The 21955-nt window shown below is 70.2% G+C and carries 16 protein-coding genes and 1 tRNA gene; 11 read left to right on the forward strand and 6 right to left on the reverse strand.

The genetic code is table 11. The features are described from left to right. Positions 1-53: 53 nt before the first annotated feature. Positions 54-1289, forward strand: coding sequence for a hybrid sensor histidine kinase/response regulator (locus tag WMF43_RS48055; protein ID WP_437675609.1), 1236 nt, complete (start codon positions 54-56; stop codon positions 1287-1289). A gap of 245 nt (positions 1290-1534) precedes the next feature. Further along, positions 1535-1616 (forward strand) — tRNA-Leu (locus WMF43_RS48060). 1016 nt (positions 1617-2632) lie between these two features. Here WMF43_RS48060 and WMF43_RS48065 read toward each other — a convergent pair. The 3 genes from WMF43_RS48065 to WMF43_RS48075 form a co-directional block, all read right to left on the reverse strand. Further along, complete coding sequence (locus WMF43_RS48065; protein WP_437675610.1) at positions 2633-4270, reverse strand: ATP-binding protein; 1638 nt, start codon at positions 4268-4270, stop codon at positions 2633-2635. Next, entirely contained in the window at positions 4267-4683 is a 417-nt protein-coding gene (locus WMF43_RS48070) for a response regulator (protein ID WP_437675611.1), read from the reverse strand. Before WMF43_RS48070 ends, WMF43_RS48065 begins: the two co-directional genes overlap by 4 nt. Positions 4684-5000: 317 nt before the next feature. After that, positions 5001-7847 carry a PAS domain-containing protein gene (locus WMF43_RS48075; RefSeq protein ID WP_437675612.1) on the reverse strand — a complete coding sequence of 949 codons (2847 nt, stop codon included), beginning with the start codon at positions 7845-7847 and terminating at the stop codon, positions 5001-5003. 548 nt (positions 7848-8395) lie between these two features. Between WMF43_RS48075 and WMF43_RS48080 the strand changes: the two genes are divergently transcribed. From WMF43_RS48080 to WMF43_RS48090, 3 genes are all read left to right on the forward strand, one after another. After that, entirely contained in the window at positions 8396-8560 is a 165-nt protein-coding gene (locus tag WMF43_RS48080) for a DUF1328 family protein (RefSeq protein WP_104986468.1), read from the forward strand. Positions 8561-9041: 481 nt separating this feature from the next. Continuing rightward, on the forward strand, positions 9042-9596 hold the full coding sequence (locus WMF43_RS48085) for a hypothetical protein (protein WP_437675613.1): 555 nt from the start codon (positions 9042-9044) through the stop codon (positions 9594-9596). A 46-nt stretch (positions 9597-9642) separates the two neighbouring features. Continuing rightward, positions 9643-9861 (forward strand): hypothetical protein, encoded by a 219-nt coding sequence (locus WMF43_RS48090; protein ID WP_437675614.1) that lies wholly within the window; start codon positions 9643-9645, stop codon positions 9859-9861. 749 nt (positions 9862-10610) lie between these two features. Here the strand turns inward: WMF43_RS48090 and WMF43_RS48095 are convergent. Together WMF43_RS48095 and WMF43_RS48100 are read right to left on the reverse strand one after the other, a co-directional pair. Next, the gene (locus WMF43_RS48095; RefSeq protein ID WP_437675615.1) at positions 10611-11090 is read right to left on the reverse strand and encodes a hemerythrin domain-containing protein; all 480 of its coding nucleotides are present in this window, start codon (positions 11088-11090) and stop codon (positions 10611-10613) included. Positions 11091-11178: 88 nt separating this feature from the next. Continuing rightward, complete coding sequence (locus WMF43_RS48100) at positions 11179-11376, reverse strand: hypothetical protein (protein WP_437675616.1); 198 nt, start codon at positions 11374-11376, stop codon at positions 11179-11181. Positions 11377-12139: 763 nt separating this feature from the next. On the opposite strand from WMF43_RS48100, the gene WMF43_RS48105 reads away from it, so the two are divergent. From WMF43_RS48105 to WMF43_RS48115, 3 genes are read left to right on the forward strand one after another with little or no spacing between them, the layout of a single operon-like run. Beyond that, the gene (locus WMF43_RS48105; protein ID WP_437675617.1) at positions 12140-13573 is read left to right on the forward strand and encodes a sigma-54-dependent transcriptional regulator; all 1434 of its coding nucleotides are present in this window, start codon (positions 12140-12142) and stop codon (positions 13571-13573) included. A 25-nt stretch (positions 13574-13598) separates the two neighbouring features. After that, a complete protein-coding gene (locus WMF43_RS48110) occupies positions 13599-14294 on the forward strand; it encodes a histidine kinase (RefSeq protein WP_437684277.1) in 696 nt (231 codons plus the stop codon). Then, positions 14291-14662 (forward strand): response regulator, encoded by a 372-nt coding sequence (locus WMF43_RS48115; protein WP_437675618.1) that lies wholly within the window; start codon positions 14291-14293, stop codon positions 14660-14662. Before WMF43_RS48110 ends, WMF43_RS48115 begins: the two co-directional genes overlap by 4 nt. Here the strand turns inward: WMF43_RS48115 and WMF43_RS48120 are convergent, their stop codons facing one another. Then, positions 14663-16093, reverse strand: a complete 1431-nt coding sequence (locus WMF43_RS48120) for a helix-turn-helix domain-containing protein (protein WP_437675619.1) — start codon at positions 16091-16093, stop codon at positions 14663-14665. It abuts the gene before it with no gap. Positions 16094-16305: 212 nt separating this feature from the next. On the opposite strand from WMF43_RS48120, the gene aceB reads away from it, so the two are divergent. The 3 genes from aceB to WMF43_RS48135 all read left to right on the forward strand — a co-directional run bounded on the left by aceB (position 16306) and on the right by WMF43_RS48135 (position 21843). Then, complete coding sequence (aceB, locus tag WMF43_RS48125) at positions 16306-17949, forward strand: malate synthase A (protein WP_437675620.1); 1644 nt, start codon at positions 16306-16308, stop codon at positions 17947-17949. A gap of 55 nt (positions 17950-18004) precedes the next feature. Then, positions 18005-19303, forward strand: coding sequence for an isocitrate lyase (gene aceA, locus WMF43_RS48130; protein WP_437675621.1), 1299 nt, complete (start codon positions 18005-18007; stop codon positions 19301-19303). 173 nt (positions 19304-19476) lie between these two features. After that, positions 19477-21843 carry a glutamine--tRNA ligase/YqeY domain fusion protein gene (locus WMF43_RS48135; RefSeq protein ID WP_437675622.1) on the forward strand — a complete coding sequence of 789 codons (2367 nt, stop codon included), beginning with the start codon at positions 19477-19479 and terminating at the stop codon, positions 21841-21843. The last annotated feature ends 112 nt before the right edge of the window (positions 21844-21955 follow it).

Below are 21955 nucleotides of genomic sequence, written 5' to 3' on the forward strand. Positions count from 1 at the left end.
GGAGCGAAAAAGGGCGGTACCAGCTCAGCGCGGAGCGAGATAGGCTAGCGCCCGTGGCGCACCTGACGCGCGGTGGGACATCGGAGCCTGCAACAGAGGATGGCCTGAGCGTCGCGCCTTCTCGCCGCGGCGACCCGGCGCAACGCGCGGCGGAGGAGCGCGCGAGCGCGGCCTCCTTGCCGTCGGCGCAGGAACTTGCGGTTGCACTGCACGAGGTCTCCAACGCCCTCACGGTGATCGTGGGCTGCATCGAGCGGGCCCAGGGCGAGCACGGCGCCGAGGTGAGCCGCGCGCTCGGCCTCGCCGCGTCCCGGGCGCGCGACGCCCGCCGCCTCATCCGGCGGGCGATCGGCGCGGGCGCCGAGGCGCGTCCGGCCGGCGACGCCGAGGCCGTGTCGGCGCCGCTGGTGGAGCCGGCGCGCCTGCTCGGCGAGATCATCGACGACGTGGTGACCGGGCTCGAGCCCGAGGCGCGCCGCGCGGCGATCGCGCTCCGCGCGGCGATCGAGCCCGCTGTCGCGCGGGTCGCGGTGCACGGCGGCGCCTCGGTCGTGCAGATCTTGACCAACCTGCTGCTCAACGCCGTGGCGCTCTCGCCGCGCGGCTCCGCCGTGCGTGTGGACGCGAGGCGCGACGGCGACGCGGTCGTCATCGGCGTGGCCGACCAGGGGCCCGGCGTCCCGCCGTCGCGCCGCGCCACGCTGCTGAGCTCCGGCGTCTCGACGCGCCCGGGCGGCGCCGGCATTGGCCTCCGCCACTCCGCCGCGCTGGCCGAGGCTGCCGGCGGCGCGCTCGCGCTGGTCCCGTCGGACGAGGGCGCCCGCTTCGAGCTGCGCTGGCCCGCCGAGGGCTCGCGGCCCGCGGGCGGCGCGCCGTCCGACGAGGAGGTCGAGGATGCGCCGGCCGTGCCGCAGAGCGCGACGTCGCCGCTCCCCGGGACGGTGCTCGAGGGCGTCAGGATCCTGGTGGTCGAGGACGACGAGGCGGTCGTGGATCTGCTCGACACCGCGCTCACGGCCCGGGGCGCGAGCATCGTCAGCGTGCGGAGCGCGGTCCAGCTGGAGGGCGCGCTCGCCAGCGGTCCGTTCCAGGCTGCGCTGCTCGACATCTCCCCGATCGAGCAGGACGTGCTCGGCACCGTCTCCGCGGTGCGGAGCGCCAACCCGGACGTGCGGCTCGTGGTCATGTCCGGCAGCGCCGGGGCCGCTCCGCTCCCGCCCGACTGCGGCGTGTCCTGGGTGCGCAAGCCGTTCGAGGTCCGCGAGATCGTCGAGGCGCTCACCCGCTGACGCGCTCGCCCGGGCGCACCTTGCGCCCTCTCGCGACGCGATTGCTGGGGGCGGAGTGCGCGGCGCGCGGCGCAGCAGGCGGCGCTTTCGTGGGCGCGATGTGACGGCGCGGCGACGATCAGTCGGCCGGGACGGCGCGCGTCGAGGGCCGGAACTCCGCGCAATGTGACGTCTTGGCGAGGACCTTGCGAGGATTGACTTGACTTCCCCTGCCGGCTGGGTAGGTTCCGTCCCGCAACGCACTGGCGAAGGTGGCGGAACTGGCAGACGCACTAGCTTGAGGTGCTAGCGGGTAACACCGTGGGGGTTCAAGTCCCCCCCTTCGCACTCCGTCCTACGTTTTACGACTCCCCGTTCTTTTTCGCGCTTCCTCAGGACCTCTGCTCGGCCTTGCCGAGGCCGACGGCGTTTACCTCAGCCGTCGCTGGCGGCGCTCCGAGTGAGGTTCTGGTCTGGATGACCTGTGCCGCCCTGCGGCACCGTTGCCGAGCGCCCTACGAACGATCGGCCGTGCCCACCGGCTGCACGCGCCGCGGCGGAGTGGCGCCCCCCGACGCACCGGACGGGACCACAGCGCGCTTTCATCGGGCTGGTCAGGGCGCGTTGCGCGCCGTCGTCGTGTGATTCGGCGCGCGCAGCGCTGGCCGTGAGATGCTGTCGCCCCGCTGCGATGAGAGCGAGGAGACGAACGTCATCGTCCTCCGGACTGATTGGCTGTCTGTCATCCCTCTGAGGTCGCGAGTTTATCCTCCTCGCTGACTCATCCCGAGTCAGATCTCCTAGTTCCGAGCGTCACACGTCCGGCCAGGGATCTCGAGAGATTTCAACGCAAAGGCGCAAACCAGAATTTTCTTTGTATTTTTGCGCCTTTGCGCCTTTGCGCCTTTGCGTTGAAATCTCTCTTCTCTCGTCGTGATCCCTGCCAAGCCTTCTGACAGGCGGAACCAGGCGGGCGGGCGACGACGGCGTCGAGCGCATTCTGTCCAAGTGGGGAGTCGACGAATGCCGCGGTGCCGCGAGCGCCCGATAACTTGTTATCTCGAGTGAGGTGAAGGACCGCGGTTCATCGCCTCTGGCCAGGCGCGGCCGACGACCATCACCCTCCGGAATAACCTTGTGTACTGAATCGCATCGATGACAGCGCGGCGTCCGGCGAGGTCCTGGCCTGCAACGCGGCGCTTCGCCTGACGCGCCGCGCTGTCGTGCGCGCCTAGCGCACTCCGTACAGACGGGGCTTCACGACCACCTGAATCAGCCAGCCCACAGCCGGAGCCCGCGCGGGGCGTCCGATTCCCGTTGACATCTCTGCCACGACTCCCGCGAGGCCTCGGCCACGCGCGCGTTCAGCTCGCGAGCGGCAGCGAGAAATGGATCGTCGTCCCGTGCCCCGGGGTGCTCTCGACCGCCACCGTCCCGTGGTGCGCCTCGACGATGCCGCGCGCGATGTACAGGCCGAGCCCCGCGCCGGTGCGCGACTCCTGCGCCGCCTTCCAGTACCGATCGAAGAGGTGGGGCTGGTGCTCGGGCGGGATGCCCGGGCCGGTGTCGGCCACCGAGAAGCGCGCGAGGTCCGCGACCCGGCAGAGCGACACGTTCACGACGCCGCCCTTCGGCGTGAACTTCAGCGCGTTGCCGAGCAGGTTCGAGAAGACCTGGAGCACCCGATCCCGGTCGGCGAGGACCTCCAGGCCCGCGTCGAGCGGGCCCTGCGTCACCCGGCACCCCTTCGCCTCCGCCAGCGACGCCGCCGCCTCGATCGCCTCGCGCACGAGCGACCCGCCCCGCTCCACCCGCGGAGACACCACGAGGCGCCCCGCCTCGATGCGCGAGGCGTCGAGCAGATCCTCGATCAACCGCGTCATCCGCTGGATCCCGCGATCCATGCGATCGACGAGCTGCACGGCGTCGTCCTCCTCGCCCGCCTTCCGCTGCAGCAGATCGCTGCGCAAGAGCGACGCCGTGATCGCGATCGTGTTGAGCGGGTTGCGGAGATCGTGCGAGACGATCGCGAGCAGGTCGTCCCGGGCGCGGGTCGCGGCCTGCGCCTCGTTGTACAGCCGCGCGTTCTCGAGGGCGACCGACGCCGACTGCGCGAGCTGCGTCAGCAGCACCTCATCGCTCTCCACGAACGGGCCGTCGCGGCGGTCGAGGAGCTGGATGCTCCCGATGCACTGGCCGTCCCGGCCGCGCAGCGGCGCCGCGAGCAGCGAGCGCGGGTAGAGCTCCGCCGGCGCGCGCGACAGCACGTCGGCGCACGTCGGGTCGCTGAGGATCTCGTCGCCCGTCAGCCGGACGCTCGTGCTCCGCCGCTCGATCAGGCTGCACGCGATCTCGCGCAGGGCGTCGCGATCCTCCCGCGCGGCGTACTCCTCCGACAGCGACAGGCCCGTCATCGACCGCTGCGCCACCCCCCGCGCCGCCAGGCGCGCGACCGCCACGTTCGCGTCGAGCAGCGCCCGCGCCTCGTCGGTCGTCCGCTGGATGAGCTCGTTCAGCGAGAGCGACCGGTGGATGCGCAGCGTCGCCTCGGTGAGCTGCGCGAGCTGGCCCGCGTGCCGCGCGAGCGCCCGCCGCGCCTCGTCCTCGCGGCGCTCCGCCTCGTTCAGCCGGAGCACGTAACGCAGGCTCTGCACCAGCCGCTCGGGCGTCAGCAGGTTCTTCGGCACGTAGTCCGCCGCGCCACGCTTCATCAGATCGACGGCGAGCGACTCGTCGCCCTGCCCGGTCAGCATGATGAACGGCGCCGTCAGCCTCGCCTTGCGGGCCGCCTCGATCACCGTGAGCCCGTCGCCCCCGGGCAGGTAGAAATCGAGCAGCACGCAGTCGATCTGCTGCTCGTACAGCACCGCCAGCGCCGAATCGACGGAATCGGCCTCCTTGATCTCCGCATCGACGCGGCCGCTCCGCAGCGCCCGCAAGATCGCGATCCGATCCACGGTGTCGTCGTCGACGACGAGCAGACGAACCGACCTCTGGCTCAAGGCATCTCCACGAGCGTCCAGTACCGGTTCAGTGCCGTCATCAGCTCGACGAAGCTCAGAAAAGTGACCGGCTTGAGCAGGTAGCCGGCGACGTTCAGGTCGTATGCGTCCACCTTGTCGCGATCGTCGTTCGAGGTCGTCAGCACGACCACGGGCGTCGCCTTGAGCGCGACGTCGGCCCGGAGCTCGCGGAGGAACTCGATGCCGTTCATCCTCGGCATGTTCAGGTCGAGCAGGACGAGGCGCCGATCCCGGGGCACCTGGGTGCCGCGCAGCAGATCGAGCCCCTCCACGCCGTCGCCCGCCACCCAGAGCGGGTTCGTGATCTTGCCCCTCTCGAACGCCCTGCGGACGTTCATCACGTCGACGGTGTCGTCCTCGATCAAGACAATATTCAGGATTTTACCGTCCATCCTCGTCCTCGCTGGAGGGGCAAACGCTGGTCCGTCGATAGCATACGAGAGCAACGCTGCACGTGAGGCAGGACCCTGGCAACAGAGCTGGAGGCCGGCTCACTTAATTTCTGGATGCCGCGCACGGCTCGCATCGCACTGGAACTGGACCGCGGCCGCCTAGGCCTCCAGGTGCTCCGTCCCGGCGCAGTACGGTCCCGTGCAGATCAGTGTACCGTCGGCTCGCGGCGCCGGGAAGAGCTGAGTGCGCCAAGGTGCGCGCGGGTGCTCCGGACGGCCAATCGCGGCGCGCAGCGCGCCGCGAGCGACCTCGACGTTCAAGGCCAGCTGCCCCGGCTGCCGCCGCGGCCGACGAGGTGCGCCACCGCCGTGACCAGGCTGTTCGGCTCGATCGGCTTGGCGAGGTGCATCTGGAAGCCGGAGGCGATCGCCTGGCGGCGGTCTTCCATGCGGGTGTACGCGGTGAGCGCGAGCGCGGGGATGCCGCTCGCGGGGACCTCGGGCCCCATCGCGCGCAGCCGCCGGATCATCGCGTAGCCATCCTCCCCGGGCATGCCGATGTCGCTCACGAGCACGTCGAACTCGCCCGCGCGGAGGGCCTCGATCGCCGCGCTGGCCGAGGCGGCCTCGCGCACGATCGCCCCGGCGCGCACGAAGATGATGCCGAGCAGCTCGCGCGCGTCGGTCTCGTCGTCGACGACGAGCACGCGGATGCCCTCAAGCACGCGGCGCGCGGAGCCCGTCGGCGCGTCGCTGCTCCGCCGCTGCGGGGACGCCGCCGCCGGCTGCGCCTCCGCGCGGATCGGCAGCCGGACCCGGAACCGCGCGCCCTTGCCGTCGCCCTCGCTGTCCGCGTGCACGGTGCCGCCCTGCGCCTCCGCCAGGTGGCGCACGATCGCGAGGCCGAGCCCCAGCCCGCCGTGCGCGCGGGTCATCCCCCCGTCGGCCTGCCGGAACCGCTCGAACAGGAACGGCAGGAAGCTCTTCGGGATCCCCTCGCCGTCGTCCTCGACCTCCACCTCGAGCAGCGCGTCGACGCGCCGGGCCCCGACCCGGACATGACCCCCGGACGGCGTGAACTTCACCGCGTTCGTGAGGAGGTTCCACACGATCTGCTGGAGCCGATCCGCGTCGCCGAGGAAGATGCCCACGTCGTCGACCACCCAGGCGTTCACCGACACGCCCTTCGCCAGCGCGGCGGGGCGCACCAGGTCGAGCGCCGTGGCGAGCACCTGCCGCACGTCCACCGGATCGGTCCGGAGCTGCAGCTTGCCCGCGATGATCGTCGACGCGTCGAGCACGTCCTCGATGAGCTGCGACTGCGCCTTCGCGTTGCGCTCGATCGTGACGAGCCCCCGGTCGAGCGACTCGGCGTCCACGTCGCCGGTCCGGAGGATGCGCGCCCAGCCCAGGATCGACTGGAGCGGCGTCCGGAGCTCGTGCGACACGGTCGCGAGGAACTCGTCCTTCAGCCGGTTCAGCTGCTCGGCGTGCTGCCTCGCCCGCTGCTCCTGATCGAGCAGCTGGGCGCGCTCGGCCTCGGACCGCTTCTGCTCGGTGATGTCGTGGAACGAGATCCCGACCCCGTCGCCCAGCGCGACCGCGATGGCCCGGAAGATCTGCGGCGCGCCCTCGTGGGCGCACGCGATCTCGACCCGGGCGGCCTCCCCCGTCTCCACGACGCGCGTGTACGTCGCGAACGCGCCGGCGAGCGCGCTGCCCGGCATCTCCTGCGACAGGCGCTTGCCCTCGAGGTCCTTGCCCCGGCCGCCCACGATCGGCCCGGTGGCCGGGTTCACGTAGACCCACTCGAAATCGGCGATCGATCCCGACGCGTCGCGCACGCTGCGCAGGATCATGAACCCGTCGGGCGACGCCTCCTGCACCGTGCGGAACCGCGCCTCGCTCGCCCGCAGCGCCTGCTCGATCGATTTGCGCTCGGTGATGTCCGCGGCCGTGCAGGTGATGCCGACGATCTCGCCCCCGTCGTCGGTCAGCGGCTCGATCGAGAGATCGAGGTGCTGCGCGCGCCCGCCGGCGTGGAGGGCGATCTCGCGCCGCTGGCCGACCCCGCTGGCGAGCACCTCGCGCTTGATGCGCTCGAGCGTCCGCGCCGCCTCGGGATCCTCCAGCACCTCCGCGTCGGTCTTCCCGAGCACCTCGCGCTCCGACTTCCCGAAGGCGTTGTGCATCCAGGTGTAGCGGAGGTTTCGATCCTGGTTGAACACCATGACCGGCGATCCTCGGAGCGCCTTGCGGAAGCGCTCCTCGTTCACGCGGAGCGCCTGCTCGGCGCGCAGGCGCTGCGCGACGCTCTGCTGGAGCTCGAGCGCGAGGCGCTCCGCCTTCCGGCGGGCCTCGATCTGGTCGGTCACGTCGAACGCCGTCACCAGGACGCCTTCCAGGGCGCCGTTCACGTCGCGCACCGGCTTGCACAGGACGTTGTACAGCCGCTCCACCATCTCGCCGGTCCAGTGCGCGATCCGCACCGGGAGCTCGTTCGCGACGCTGGGCTTGCCGCTCGCCATCACCGCCTCGAGCTGCGTCTGCAGCGCCTGCCCGCGGAGCTCGGGGACGGCCTCGATGAGCGGCTTGCCGACGAGGTCGTCGCGGCCGACCACCTGGCAAAACAGCGGGTTCGCGAGCTGAAACACGAGATCGGCGCCCTTGAGGAGGCAGAGCGGCGCCGGCGCCTGGGTGAGCAGCGCGGCGGTCCTGCTCCGCTCGAGCTCGGTGCGCTTGCGCTCGGTCTCGAGCGCCTCCAGCTGGAGCCGGGTGTGCTCGCTGACCGCCTTGGCGATGCCCGCGTCCACGCGCTCGAAGAGCGCCTCCAGATCGCTCAGCTTCGGCGTCACCCCGGCGTCGTGGATCTCGCGGAGGATGGCCCGCCGCAGGACGCCGTACTCGCGCACCATCCCGTCCAGGTCGAAGCCGGTCTCCCACCGCGCCTCGCCGTGCTCGCGCGCGGTGTCCTCGCTGCCGCTGGTGGGGGCGCCGTTCTCCAGGCTGGTGGCCACCTCGTCGAGGAAGCTCGGCAGCGCGTTGATGAGCAGCGGTTTCGGCATCTCTCGAGCTATCGAGCTCCGCCTGCGCAGCTCGCCGACGAACCGGTCGATGATGGCGTCGCGGCGGGTCCTGATGATCGTGGGGAGCGGCGTCGTCATGATCGGATCGTGCGCGGCGTGGACCTCGTCCCGGCAGACCTCGCCGTCAGGGTCCCGGACAGCGATCAGCGAGCACTCCTAGGCGACATCGTCCGGGAGGGCCGGCTGCGAGCACGACATACTCGGCGAGCTGAGCGGCCGCCACAAGGCGCCGCGCCAGCGCGGCCCGCGCGGCGGCGGACGGACGACCACGGCCTTCGCGGAACAGCTGTCCCGGCTTGGCCGTCGCGGTCGACCTCGACATGGAAGCCTCCCTGGGCCCGGCCTCGCCCTCACGCGCACACGAAGGAGAACCAGCAATCCTTGTGCCCGGCCTGAGCAGCGCCGGAGCCGGGCAGTGAGCGGTGCGCGACGACACGAACGAGGCATTTTGCCGCAGGCCTTGTCCCTGCGCGTATCGGTGAGCGGGGCCCGACGCGCGCTGCGTCGCGCCCGGGCGCGCTGCGGTGTTCGTCGACAGGGCACCTCGCCGGCACGACCGCTGCAATAGCGGCAACAGCGCTTTATCACCACGCTGGAACATCAATTCACCCAATTCGGAGGTTATCATGCTCAGTTGGAGTGTTGCGTTCTTTATCATCGCCATCATCGCTGCGATCTTCGGCTTCGGCGGCATCGCCGCGAGCGCTGCCTCGGTGGCGAAGCTCCTCTTCGTGGTATTTCTCGTCCTGGCGCTCGTCTCGCTCGTCCTGGGCCGCCGCGTCCCGACCTGACCCGCTCCACTCCGGCCCTCGCGCGCTCCAGGGGACCTTCTCCCACAGGCCCTCACGTCCTCGCGCAGAGGGCCTGACCCGCCGGCCTTCCGGCTCGCCTCTGCGCGATCCCCACGTCACCCCCACCCCGTTCAGGACCTGGCTCGATGCGGCAGGCGCCGAAGCGCCTGCCGCGTCGAGCCGCGGCCCTTGCTGGCGTCGCCCCGCGGCGCCAGGCGATGACGCGACGCGTTGCGCGTTGTCGTTCTCTGTCCTGTCATGACCGTTTGCACGTGCTTGCAGGCCACGATCGAGGCGATTTGTCTCGCCGGGACGAGCGGCCGCGGCGATTCCCGGTGGCACGGCTGTCGCAACACGCTGTGGAGAGACCATCCCGGGCATCGAGAGACCCGTCCTGGGCTGCCCCGATGGGCTGTTGCGTCGCGTTCGACGCTCGCTCGGGCTCGCGGTCGAGCCCCCACCCAGACCGGAGGAGATTACCATGTTGACCGTTCGTACGTTCCTTCCCCTCGCCGTTGTGATGAGCGTCTTCGCGGGCTGCGAGTCTCCGACGGAGGCGCAGGCCAAGGCCGAGCGCGCGCAGCGCGAGGCGGAGCAGAAGGCGGCGGAGGTCGCGAGCGAGCTCGACAAGAAGGTCGCCGAGATCGATCAGCGGGCGGAGCGGGAGACCGACAAGGCGCTGCGGGAGGCCGCGGAGGAGCTCAACGAAGCCGCGATCGACGCCCGCGAGAAGAGCGCGGAGGCGCAGTCGGAGCTCGCGAAGGCGCGCGACGACGTGCGCGAGTCGACGACGCGCCGGGTCGAGAACCTCGAGAAGGACGTCGTGGAGCTCCGCGCCAAGCTCGAGAAGAAGATGCCCAAGGTCGAGGCCGACAAGCTGGTGAAGGAGCTGGAGCAGAAGTCGGAGGCGGTCCGCAGGAGCCTGCGCGACCTCGACGCGGCGACGAGCACGAACCTCAATGACGTGAGGAGGGTCGTCACGCAGCAGGTCGAGGAGCTCGATCGCGCCATCCAGGAAGCGAGGCGGCGCGTCTGAGCGCAGGCGTGTCGGTTTCACGAATTGCTGACATCAGGAGGATCCCATGGAAAATCAGAAGGTTTCTCAGCAGAAGCAGTCCACGGAGATCGAGGGCGAGGGCAACCACTCGGCCGACCGGCGCTACCGCGAGGGTGTGGAGAGGTCGGTGAAGGGCGGCCACATCGAGGAGGGCGCCGAGGAGGCTGCCCGCGCGCTGGACGGTCCGGAAGGCGAGGAGCTGCGCGAGGCCCAGGAGGCGACGCGCAAGGGCAGGCCGAGCTGAGCCGGCGGAGGAAGCCATGATCCGGGAGCTCCGTTGCAAGGCTTGCGGCCGGAGGTACATCTTTGTGTCGACGGCGGCGGCGCCGTGCCGAGCTTGCGGCTCGGGGCTCGAAGAGATGGAGCTCGAGCGCGGGATTTACGAGCTCGCGGACGAGGGGGCGACGAGCGCTTCCTCGTCGGCGGGGCCGAGCCGGGAGGACAGGATGGTTCCGGAGGATCTCGGGTATGGGGAGTCTCATGGGTATGGGCCTTCCCATGGGGGACCCACCGGCCCCGGCGACGCGCCAGCGACCACCCCTTGAGGCACGACGTTCCCCTGTTCGCGAGCTCCGCCGCCATCCCCCCCACCCCGTCTTTCGTCCCTCGTCCCCCGTCCCCCGTCCCTCGTCTTTCGTCCCTCGTCTTTCGTCTCTCGTCCCTCGTGCACGTCCTCGTGATCGTGCTCGTGATCGATCGTGCGCTAGCCCGCTCACCCGTTATCGGCGAGGACGAGCAGGCCGGAGCGTGCACGAGGACGTGCATGTAACGATCACGATCACGATCACGAGGACGTGCACGAAAGACGAAAGACGAGGGACGAGAGACGAAAGACGAGAGACGAAAGACGAGAGACGATGACAAAAGAGAACGGAGACGCCGGCCGCCGGCGCTGAACGCACGACACCCCTCAAGCGCTCGGGGGAGCGCTGGAGAGCCTCGCAGAACTCGACTTGAAGGGGGAGAAGACGACCCGGGCAGAGGCGCCGGCCGTCAGGCCGCCGTCGCCGTGCGCACCGGGGCGACGGCCGGACCATGGCTGCGGTGAGAGTGCGCGACGAGCGCGTCGTACAGCTCCAGCATCTGCTGCCCGAGCCGCTCGTTCACGTCCTCCGTCAGCTCCACCTCGATCTTCGGCAAGAGCTCCCTCTCCTCCTCGACGACGTGGTGCGCCACGAGATCCCTCAGCGCGATGAGCTTGCTCCTGAAGCTCGGATCCTCCGGCGCCGTGTTGACCACACGCCGGATCTCGAACCGAGCGACCGTGTGCTCCTCGCAAGCCCCTCCGATGAGATCCGGCTCGATCGCCAGCAGCTCCGGAAAGAGCACCACCTGCTCGGCGAGCATGTGGGCCAGCAGGTGCTTCGTCAGCTCGTCCGTCACCCGCTGGACATCGCCTTTGCCCGAGAGCGCCAGATCAAACAGCCTCTCGGCTTCGCGGTGTTGCCCCTTCAAGAGCTGGGTCGCTTTCATGCATTCTTCTCCCAAAGAACGGAGGTTGAGGTCGGAGGTCCTGAGTTCTGGTCAAGAGGAGTCTTGTCCGCCCGGCGTCGCGCAGCGCTCAGGCCGCGAGGTGCGCAACACCCCGCAGCGGCTCGCCGCCGAGCAGCACGCGCAGCAGCGACGACCGGAGCACCAGCTCCCTCGAGGACGCCGCCGCGATGAGGATGGCCGCGCTCACGCGGCCGAGGAGACCAAGCTTGTCCCGCAAGCGCGACTGAAAGCTCGAAGAAGGCTCGCCCGGCCGCTGAATCAGCATCTCGACATCACACATCCGCGCGCCCAGCGAGGCTGCACACTCGGTCCAGGAGGCGCCGGACTCAGCGATTGCGAGGCGCTCCCCGCCCCGCACCCCGCCGCGTCGCCCCCTCTCCATCATGGAGCACGCCCGAGCAAGCTCCATGCCGCGTGCCGCAGCCAGGAGGAACGCTGGCCCTCACGCGGAATGTGAGCCTGGTTGTGCAATTTCGCCCCTCCAGGCCGGGAACCTCGCCAGACTCAGCCGCCGCGACGCTCCGAGCTGAACTATGTCGAACACGGAACAGCCGGATCGCATGAAATGTTCACCAGCCGCGCCAGAGGGCTCCAGCCCACGCGACACCCACGGTGCGTCCGTCGTGGCCAATGGCGCGGATTCACTCCGCTCTTCCGTAAGCTCGCCCGCCCCTGCGACCCCCGGTCCCTTGACCAGGGCGCGCGGTCGTTGAAGAAAAACAGGACGGTCATGCCTGGAAAGGCCGGCCGCCGGCGACATTACCGGGAGGCAGGCGGGCCTCCAGGGCTCCGACGCCGTCAGCCGGGGCGGATGACCTCCCCGGGGAGCGCTCCGCCCCCCACGTCCGGGGGAGCAGCACTCGACGCGGAGCATCCGCTGAGGCAAGAACGCCCAGGTGTGGCGAAACGTCACGTGAAAGAACGGCAGCGCTGAGCTGGCTGGGCTTGATAGCGAGGTGCCTCCGTGGCACGTTCCCTGCAACTGCAGGCAGCGGTCGACCTATAGAGCTGCCGGGGAAGGACACGCGATGAGCGGCAGGATACTCGTCGTAGATGACGACGAAGCGACGTGCGATCTGGTCGAAGCCCTCCTCAAGAGGCAGGAATTCTCGGTGGCGGCGAGGACCTCCGCCAAGAGCGCGCTGGAGCTTGTCAGCGAGGACGATTTCGACGTCGTGCTCACCGACGTCGGCATGAGCGAGATGAGCGGGCTCGAGCTGTGCGAGCGCATCCTCGGCGCGCGGCCCGACATGCTCGTCATCGTGATGACGGCGCTCGGGAGCATGGAGACCGCCATCTCCGCGATGCGCGCCGGGGCGTTCGACTTCGTCACGAAGCCGCTCGACTCGAACCTCCTCGGCCTCACCGTGTCGCGGGCCGTCCAGCACCGGCGGCTCCGCTCCGAGGTGCGGCGCCTCCGCGAGGCCGCCCACGACGTCCAGCAGACCAAGGGCCTCGTCGGGCGCAGCCCCGCGATGAAGCGCGTGTACGACCTGATCGGGCGCGTCGCGCGGAGCGACGCGTCCGTCCTCGTGCACGGCGAGACGGGCACCGGCAAGGAGCTCATCGCGCGCGCCATCCACGAGGCGAGCGGCAGGCCCGGGCCGTTCGTGGCCGTCAACTGTGCCGCCGTGCCGCAGGCCCTGCTCGAGAGCGAGCTCTTCGGGCACGCGCGCGGCGCCTTCACCGACGCCAAGACCCAGCGGACCGGGCTCTTCCTGGAGGCGAGCGGCGGCACCATCTTCCTCGACGAGATCGGCGAGATGCCGCTAGAGGTCCAGCCGAAGCTGCTCCGCGCGCTCCAGGAGCGGAAGGTGCGGCCGGTGGGCTCGAACGCCGAGATCCCCTTCGACGCGCGCATCGTGACCGCGACGAACCGCGACCTCGAGACCGAGGTGTACGAGAAGCGGTTCCGCGAGGACCTCTATTACCGCGTCAATGTGGTGAAGATCGACCTGCCGCCGCTCCGCGAGCGCGGGACCGACGTGCTCCACCTCGCGATGCACTTCCTCGAGAAGTTCTCGTCCCGCAGCGGCAAGGGCGTGCTCTCGCTCTCGACCGCGGCGGCGGAGAAGCTCACCGCGTACAACTGGCCCGGCAACGTGCGCGAGCTGGAGAACAGCATCGAACGCGCGGTGGCGCTCGCCCGCTTCGAGCAGATCACCGTCGAGGACCTGCCCGAGAAGGTCCAGGCCTACCGGCCCGACCGCTTCGTCGTCGCCGTCGACGAGCCGGCGGAGATCATGACGATGGACGAGCTCGAGAAGCGCTACATCAAGCGGGTGCTCGCGCTGGTCGGCGGCAACAAGTCGCGCGCCGCGCAGATGCTCGGGTTCGACCGGCGCACGCTCTACCGCAAGCTGGAGCGCTACGGCGAGCAGGATGGCTCGGGGGGTGACGAAGGCCCAGACAAGGACAAGGCTGCCTCTTCGCCAGGATCGGCGAGCTCTACCCTGAGCTGACGGAGGCGTGAGGCACGAAAGAAGAATGACGGAAAAGGCGCTGCCCGAGTCGGTCTACAAACTGTTCGCCCGCACGGGGCACGACGTCCGCGGACCCGCCGGCGTCGTCGCCGGCGCGCTCGACGAGCTCGAGCGCGCGCTCGGCGGGGAGGCCACGGCTCGGAACGCCGCGTTCTTCACGATGGCGCGGCGGGGCGTGCGGCGCCTGCTCCGCCTCGCCGACCGCTACACCGCCGCGTCCGAGCTGGCGCGCCAGGGGGACGCCCCGGTGCAGGCGATGGACCTCGAGGCGCTCGTCCGCCAGGCCGTGTCGGAGGCGTCGTTCGTGTACGGCAGGCGCCAGGTCACGGTCGCGCTCGACCTCGCGCCGCTGCGCGGCTTCGCCCACGCCCCGTCGATGACCGCGGCGCTCGCGGACGCGCTCATGCTCGCCCTGCGCGCCGCCCGGTCGCGGGTCGCGGTGGAGCTCGCCGCCCACGGCGAAAAGGCGCGCGTGGTGCTCACGAGCGACGCGGACACGGCGACCGTGGAGGAGCTCTTCCAGGCCGCGCTCCTGCCCGACTCGGATCCGCTCGACGAGGGCGCGTTGCCCGTCCGGGTCATCGACGGCGTGCTCAAGGCGCACGGCGGCACGGCGCGGGCCGAGCGCACCGGCGCGGAGACGCGCATCACCCTGGAGTGGCCCCTGAAGGAAGCGGACCACAAGGCCGCCGGCCGATGAGCGACGAGCTTCCCCTGGTCCTCGTGGTCGACGACGACGACGACACGGCGTCGCTGCTCGGCATGGCGCTCCGCCGCCGGGGGTTCCGCGTGAGCGCGGCGCCCTCGTGCGCCGCGGCGCGCGCGGCGCTCGCCGAGCGCACGGTCGACGCCCTGGTGACGGACGTGTCGCTCCCGGATGGCAGCGGCATCGAGCTCGCCGCCTCGCTCGAGACCAAGCCGCGCGCGATCATCGTGGTGAGCGGCTTCGGCGGCGACGACGACCGCGAGAAGAGCCGCGCCGCCGGCGCCCACGCCCACCTCGTCAAGCCGGTCGACGTGGCCCGGCTCGTGTCCACGCTCAACGGGCTGCTCGGCCGACAGGGCTGATCACTTGCCGACGGGCGCATAGAACGAGACGCCCCGGCGGTTCTCGTCGAGGCGCAGCGGGTGCTGCAGCGACGGGAGCGCCCGCTGCGCGCAGTCGAGGCGCTCACACGTCCGGCACGTCACGCCCACCGGCACGGCGGCGTCGATGTTGTCGAGGTCCACGCCGTCGGCGTAGACGAGCTCGCGGGCGTAGCGCACGTCGCAGCCCATGCCGATCGACTGCACGGTGTGCGGCACGTGGTAGCCGCCGCGATCGCTGCGCACGGTGCGGGCAATGCAGAAGTAGACGGCGCCGTCGGGCATCTGCGAGAGCTGGACCCGGATCATGCCGGGCGTCATGAGCGCGGTGTGGATGTTCCAGCGGGGGCACGCGCCGCTGAACCGCGCGAAGCGGATGCCCGAGCCGCTGAAGCGCTTCGAGATGTTGCCGGCGATGTCGATGCGGACCATGTGCATCGGCACGCCCTCGGCGCCGGGGCGGCGGAGCGTGGTCAGCCGGTGGCACACCTGCTCGAAGCTCGTGCCGAAGCGGTGCGCGAGCAGCTCGATGTCGTAGCGCTCGGTGCGCGCCGCCTCGAGGAACGGCTGGTACGGCATGAGGACGGCCGCGGCGAAGTAGTTGGCGAGCGCGACGCGGGCGAGCGCGCGCGACTCCGGGGTCGTGAGGTTCTCGTCGCGCAGGACGCGGTCGATCGCCGACGACTGCGTCAGCAGGCCGACCTGGTGCGCGAGCTGGAAGCGGCGGCTCCGGGGCGGCAGCACCTCGGAGATGCTGAGCACGCGCCGGTCCGGGTCGTACCGCCGCATCGCCTGGCGCTCGTCCGCGACCCGCACGATGCGCACGTCGATGCCGCGCGTCGCCTGCAGGTACCGGACGAGCCCCCGGTACACGTCGTCAGCGTCGAGCTGCCCCTCCCGCCAGAGCACCTCGGCCCCCTCCTCGAGCTCGGGGAAGTGGTTCATCCGGCGCTGGATGAGGTCGCTGACCTCCTCCGACGGCAGGCGCGAGTTGTCGACCCCCACGAACCCGTCGCCCGCCAGCCGCTCCCCGAGTGTATCCAGCGACTCTCGGGTCGTTGCGTACGTCCGGTAGAGCGTGAGCACCGCGCGCGCGACGTTCGGGGACGACGCGACGAGCTCGCGCAGGTCCGCGTTCGTCAGCCCGTGGCTCTCGAAGATGGGATCGCCGAAGACCTCGTGGAGGTCGGCCGTGAGCCGGACGTCCTCTTCCGACGCGAACGTCTGGAGATCCAGCTGGAATACCTGAGCCAGCCGGATCAGAAGTGGTGCGGTCAACGGTCTTCGGTTGTTTTCTATGAGATTCAGATAACTCGCTGAGACCCCGAGTCGATCCGCGAGGTCGACCTGCGTCATGTGCTCACGACGCCGGAGCGCCCGGACCTTGGCTCCGAGTAGAGGTGCATCGGCCATGAGAACCCTCCCGAACGTAGCTTGACTTACTGAACCCGCGTGTAGACCCGGGATCCGGTCGTGGAAATTTACAATAGTTTACTCGTTGACAACCTGTAAAGGTCTTTTGTCAACATCGTTATCTGCCTGGATTTCAAAGGGAAGTTGACCCTGAAACACAGTGGACAATCATAGGTTCGTTGTAACGACGCGCAGCGTTGCAGGAGATGCGGATGAGCCACCTTCATGAGACCTTGAACCTCAGCCTGCTCGGCCCCCGGGTCGCGGGCGACGACGCCGTGCTCACGCCCGAGGCCCTTCGCTTCCTCGCGAGCCTCGGGCGGAAATTCACGGACCGGGTGCCGGCGCTGCTCGGCCGCCGCCGCGAGGTGCAGGCGCGGCTGGACAAGGGCGAACGGTTCGATTTCCTCCGCGAGACGCGGGACGTGCGCGAGGGGGACTGGACGGTCGCGCCGCTGCCGGAGGACCTGCTCGACCGGCGGGTGGAGATCACGGGGCCGGTCGATCCCAAGATGATCATCAACGCGCTGAACTCGGGCGCGAGCGTGTTCATGGCGGACTTCGAGGACGCGACGTCCCCGACGTGGAAGAACCTCATCGAGGGGCAGGCCGCGCTGCGGCTCGCGGCGCGCCGCGAGCTCCGTTACGAGGATCCGGCGACAGGCAAACGCTACGCCCTCGGCGACAAGCTGGCGACCCTGCTCGTGCGCCCGCGCGGCTGGCACCTCTGGGAGAGGCACGTGGAGCTCGACGGAAAGCCGCTTCCGGGCGGGCTCTTCGACTTCGGGCTCTTCTTCTTCCACAACGCGCGTGAGCTCGTCCGGCGCGGCACCGGCCCGTATTTCTACCTGCCGAAGATGGAGAGTCACCTCGAAGCGCGGCTTTGGAATGACATCTTCCTTTTCGCGCAGGAGGCGCTCGGCCTGCCCGCCGGCACGATCAAGGCGACGGTCCTCATCGAGACGTTGCCCGCGGCGTTCGAGATGGACGAGATCCTCTATGAGCTCCGGCAGCACTCCGCCGGGCTCAACTGCGGTCGGTGGGATTACATCTTCAGCTTCATCAAGAAGCTGCGGAACGACCCGTCCTGCGTGATGCCGGACCGCTCGCAGGTGACGATGGAGCAGCATTTCCTGCGCTCGTACACCCAGCTGCTCGTGAAGACCTGCCACCGTCGCGGCGTGCACGCGATGGGCGGCATGGCGGCGCAGATCCCGATCAAGAGCGACCCCGAGGCGAACCGCGCGGCGCTCGAGAAGGTGCGCGCGGACAAGCTGCGCGAGGTCAAGGACGGGCACGACGGCACCTGGGTCGCGCACCCGGGGCTCGTGCCGCTCGCGCGCGAGGTGTTCGACGCGCACATGCCCGCGCCGAACCAGATCGATCGCAAGCGCGAGGACGTGCAGGTCGCCGCGGCCGATCTGCTGAAGGTCCCCGCGGGCCCGCGCACCGAGGCCGGCCTGCGCCACAACATCCGCGTCGGCGTCCAGTACCTCGAGGCGTGGATCAGCGGCCTCGGCTGCGTCCCGCTCTACAACCTCATGGAGGACGCGGCGACGGCGGAGATCTCCCGCACCCAGGTCTGGCAGTGGATCCGCCACAAGGCGACGCTGGACGACGGCGCGCCGCTCACCGTGGAGCGCTTCCGCGCCGCGATGGACAGCGAGATGGCGGCCCTGCGCGGCGCGCTCGGCGAGGCGCGCTTCGACGGCGGTCGCTTCGCCGAGGCGCGCGCGCTGTTCGAGCGCCTGTCGATCGGCGACACGTTCGAGGAGTTCCTCACCCTGCCTGCCTACGAGCTCTTGATCGTGAGGGCCAAGCCCGGGAGCGCAGAGCGCTCGCAGCCCGCGATCTGATGTCAACCGAGCGGCAGCCGCCGCCCGAAACCCCAACCGCACGAGGAGCCGAGTCATGTCCGCTGCTTTCCCGCTGAACCCGTCGCACCCCGCCGACGCGCTGCACGCGACGCCGAGCGATCTCTCCCCTGGCCGCTGGAACGGGATCGTCCGCCCGTACTCTGAGGCCGACGTCGCGCGCCTCCGCGGCACCGTCCGCATCGACTACACGCTCGCGACCCTCGGGGCGAAGCGGCTCTGGCACCTCCTGCACAGCGAGCCGTACGTCGCGGCGCTCGGCGCGCTCACCGGGAACCAGGCGATGCAGCAGGTCCGGGCCGGGCTCAAGGCCATCTACCTGAGCGGGTGGCAGGTGGCGGCCGACAACAACGAGGCGGGGACGATGTACCCCGATCAGAGCCTGTACCCCGCGAACAGCGTGCCGACGCTCGTGCGCCGCATCAACCAGGCGCTGCTCCGCGCCGACCAGATCGAGCACGCCGAGGGCAAGCCCGGGCGCCACTGGCTCGCCCCCATCATGGCGGACGCGGAGGCCGGCTTCGGCGGGCCGCTGAACGCGTTCGAGCTGATGAAGGCGATGATCGAGGCGGGCGCCTCGGGCGTGCACTTCGAGGACCAGCTCGCCTCCGAGAAGAAGTGCGGGCACATGGGCGGCAAGGTGCTCCTGCCGACGAGCCAGTTCATCCGGACCCTCGTCGCGGCCCGCCTCGCGAGCGACGTGATGGGCGTGCCGACGATCCTCGTCGCCCGCACCGACGCGGACAGCGCCAAGCTGATCACCTCCGACGTGGACCCGCGCGACAAGCCGTTCATCACCGGCGACCGCACGCCCGAGGGCTTCTACGTGCTGAAGGGCGGCCTCGACGCGGCGATCGCGCGCGGGCTCGCCTACGCGCCCTACGCCGACCTCGTCTGGTGCGAGACGTCGACGCCGGACCTCGACCAGGCGAAGCGGTTCGCGGAGGCGATGCACAAGCAGTTCCCGGGCAAGCTGCTCGCGTACAACTGCTCTCCGTCGTTCAACTGGAAGAAGCACCTCGACGACGCGACGATCGCGCGCTTCCAGCGCGAGCTCGGCGCGATGGGGTACAAGTTCCAGTTCGTCACCCTCGCCGGGTTCCACGCGCTGAACCACAGCATGTTCGAGCTCGCCCGGCAGTACCAGCGCCGCGGGATGTCCGCGTACTCCGAGCTCCAGCAGGCCGAGTTCGCCGGCGAGCAGTTCGGCTACAGCGCCACGCGCCACCAGCGCGAGGTCGGGACGGGCTACTTCGACGAGGTCGCCCAGGTGATCTCCGGCGGCGCGGCGTCCACGCTGGCGCTGCACGAGTCGACCGAGGCCGCCCAGTTCTGAGCCCCCGGGGCCGCCCCGGGCGCGTGGTCGCCGGCCCGCCCGGCCCGCCCGGGCCGACGGCCGGGGCCGCCCTCTCGGCGGTGGTCCAGGAGGTGCCGTTCGAGTAGGCTCCGCACGGGCGTCGGCGCCCGGTCTCGCCCGGCCGCGTCGCCCGAGCCGAGGTGAGAAGAGCTGTGACAACGCCGACCCAGAGACCGAACGACGGCGAGAGCGGCGCCGTTCCTTCCAATTTCATCCGCAACATCATCGCCGAGGACCTCGCCGCGGGCAGGCACCAGCGGGTCGTCACCCGGTTCCCGCCCGAGCCGAACGGCTACCTCCACATCGGACATGCGAAGTCCATCCTGCTCAACTTCGGGCTGGCGGGCGAGTTCGGGGGCGCGTGCCACATGCGCTTCGACGACACGAACCCCGCCGCCGAGGACGTGGAGTACGTCGAGTCCATCCTGCGGGACGTGCGCTGGCTCGGCGGCGACTGGGGCGACAAGCTCTTCTACGCGTCGGACTACTTCGAGCGGCTGTACGCGTTCGCGGTGGAGCTCATCCGGAAGCAGAAGGCGTACGTGTGCAGCCTGAGCGAGGCCGAGACCCGCGAGTTCCGTGGCACCGTCACCGAGCCCGGGCGGGAGAGCCCTTACCGGAGCCGGTCCGTCGAGGAGAGCCTCGACCTCTTCGCCCGGATGCGAAGAGGGGAGTTCCCGGAGGGCGCGCACGTGCTCAGGGCCAAGATCGACATGGCCTCTCCCAACATGAAGATGCGCGATCCGCCGATCTACCGCATCAAGCGCGCGCACCACTACCGGACGGGCGACGCCTGGTCCGTCTACCCGCTCTACGATTTCGCCCACAGCCTCTCGGACGCGATCGAGGGGATCACCCACTCGATCTGCACGCTGGAGTTCGAGAACAACCGGGAGCTCTATGACTGGTTCATCGAGCACCTCGACGTCCCGTCCCGCCCCCGGCAGTACGAGTTCGCGCGGCTCAACCTGAGCTACACGCTGATGAGCAAGCGCAAGCTGCTCGAGCTCGTGAAGGGCGGGCACGTGAAGGGCTGGGACGACCCGCGCATGCCCACCATCGCCGGCATCCGGCGCCGCGGCGTGACCCCGGAGGCGATCCGCGCCTTCTGCGAGGAGATCGGCGTCGCCAAGACGAACAGCATGGTGGACATGGCGAAGTTCGAGTCGTGCGTCCGCGACGACCTGAACCTCCGCGCCCCGCGCGTGATGGCGGTGCTGCGCCCGCTCCGCGTCGTGCTCGAGAACTACCCCGAGGGGCAGGTGGAGGAGCTCGACGCGCCCTACTGGCCCGAGGACGTGCCGCGGCAGGGCTCCCGGAAGGTGCCTTTCTCCCGGGTGCTCTACATCGAGCGCGACGACTTCCTCGAGGACCCGCCCAAGAAGTGGTTCCGCCTCGCGCCCGGGCAGGAGGTGCGGCTCCGGTACGCGGGGTTCATCACCTGCCGCGAGGTGGTGAAAGACCCGACCACGGGCGAGGTGGTCGAGCTCCGGTGCACCTACGATCACGCCACGAAGGGGGGAGAGGCGCCGGACGGCCGCAAGCCGAAGGGGACGCTCCACTGGGTGTCGGCCGCCCACGCGATCCCCGCCGAGGTGCGGCTCTACGACCGGCTCTTCACGGTGGAGCGGCCCGACACCGGCGAGGAGGGGAGAGACTTCAAGGAGCACCTGAACCCCACGTCGCTGGTGACGCTGACCGGGTGCCGGGTGGAGCCGAGCCTCGCCGCGGCGGAGCGGGGCAGCCACGTCCAGTTCGAGCGCCAGGGGTTCTTCTTCGTGGACCCCATCGACTCCGCCCCGGGCGCGCCCGTGTTCAACCGCACCGTGGCGCTCAAGGACTCGTGGTCGAAGATCGCCGACCAGAAGCCCGCGGCGGGACAGGCCGCGGCGCCCGCGCCCGAGGCCGCCGCCGCGAAGGCGCAGCCCGCGAAGCCGAAGGCCGAGCGCGCGCCGCTCGAGGAGCGGCTCGCGCGGCTCGACCCGGCGCGCGCCGCGAAGGCCAGGCACCTCGTCGAGGCGCGCGGCATCCCCGGCGACGACGCGGTCGTCCTGGCCGAAGACGACGGCCTGCTCCGGCTGTTCGAGGAGGCCGTGTCCGTCCACGATAACCCGAGGAGCGCCGCCAACTGGGTCATTCACTCGCTCTCGCGCGAGCTGAAGGACAGGAAGGCAGGCGACCTGCCCTTCTCAGGTGCGCAGCTGGGCGAGTTATTGTGTCTGATCGATGACGGGACCATTTCCGGAAAGATCGCGAAAGACGTGCTCGCTGAAATGGTGCAGCGAGGCGGTAGTCCGAGGGCGATCGTCGAGCAGAAGGGGCTCCGGCAGGTCGCCGACTCCGGCGCCCTGGAGCGCATGGTCGACCAGATCATCGCCGGTCATCCCGGCGAGGTCGCCCGCTTTCGCGCGGGGAATACGAAGCTGATCGGGTTCTTCGTCGGCCAGGTGATGAAGGCCTCCGGCGGCAAGGCGAACCCGGATCTGGTCAATACGCTCCTGGCCAAGAAGCTGGCGTAAGTCTCTCACCCACACGCGGGCGCGCGCGCTCATCCGATGGGAGGCGCGCGCGGCCCGGCGATCTCCCGCGCCTGCGCGAATCCGCGGCTTTCTCGCATCCAGCGTGCACGCC

It is taken from the genome of Sorangium sp. So ce131 (assembly GCF_051519095.1).
Taxonomy (GTDB): Bacteria; Myxococcota_A; Polyangia; order Polyangiales; family Polyangiaceae; genus Sorangium.